We start from the raw sequence: 728 nt of genomic DNA on the forward strand, positions 1-728 counted from the left end.
GCGGGGAGGCCGTGGGGGGGGCCGCGGGTGTCCTGGGGCCCGCCGAGCGCGAGACGCGGGTGGCTACAGACGCGGTGCTGCCCCCCCCCCCCCCCCCCCCCCCCCCGGCGGGGAGGGCAGACGAGTTCGGTGGGCCTTTCCCCGTCGCCCCCCCGGTTGTGGACTTCCCGCCCGCGCCCCCCGTCACCGCCGATACGTCCGATGACTACGGCGCTGACGCGTACATCCTCTCGGACGCGCAGGGCTTCGTCGGCCACGCGCGAGCCTTCCGCGACAACATCGTCGAGGCGAAAGAAAATCTGCCTGCTGACACGGCGCTCATGCTCTCGGGCGTTGCCACGCCGCGGAACGTTTCGCTTCTCGCCTACGCGGGCGTCGACCTCGTCGACGAGACGTTCGCGCGTGCCCGCGGCCTTGACGGCTTCTATCTCACGACCGACGGCGAATACTTCCTCGAAGACCTCGACGAACTCCCGTGTGTCTGTACCGCCTGCCAGAAACCCGCCTCGGAGTTCACCCGCGCCGACGCCGCCGACCACAACGCCAACGCGCTTCGGGCGGAACTCGCCCGCGTCCGTCGCCGAATTCGTGACGGTCGCCTCCGCGACTACATCGAGGGGCAGGCCCGACACGACCAGTGGCTGACCGCCGCGTTCCGCCGGGTCGACCAGCAGTACTCGATCATGGGAGACCGGAATCCCGTCATCCGCGACTCCGCACTCACGTCC

General features: G+C 70.6%; 1 pseudogene. It reads left to right on the forward strand.

The features are described from left to right. Positions 1-728, forward strand: a pseudogene (locus QT222_RS00330) (archaeosine synthase subunit alpha); the annotation flags it as partial.

This window comes from Haloferax sp. s1 (genome assembly GCF_058382125.1).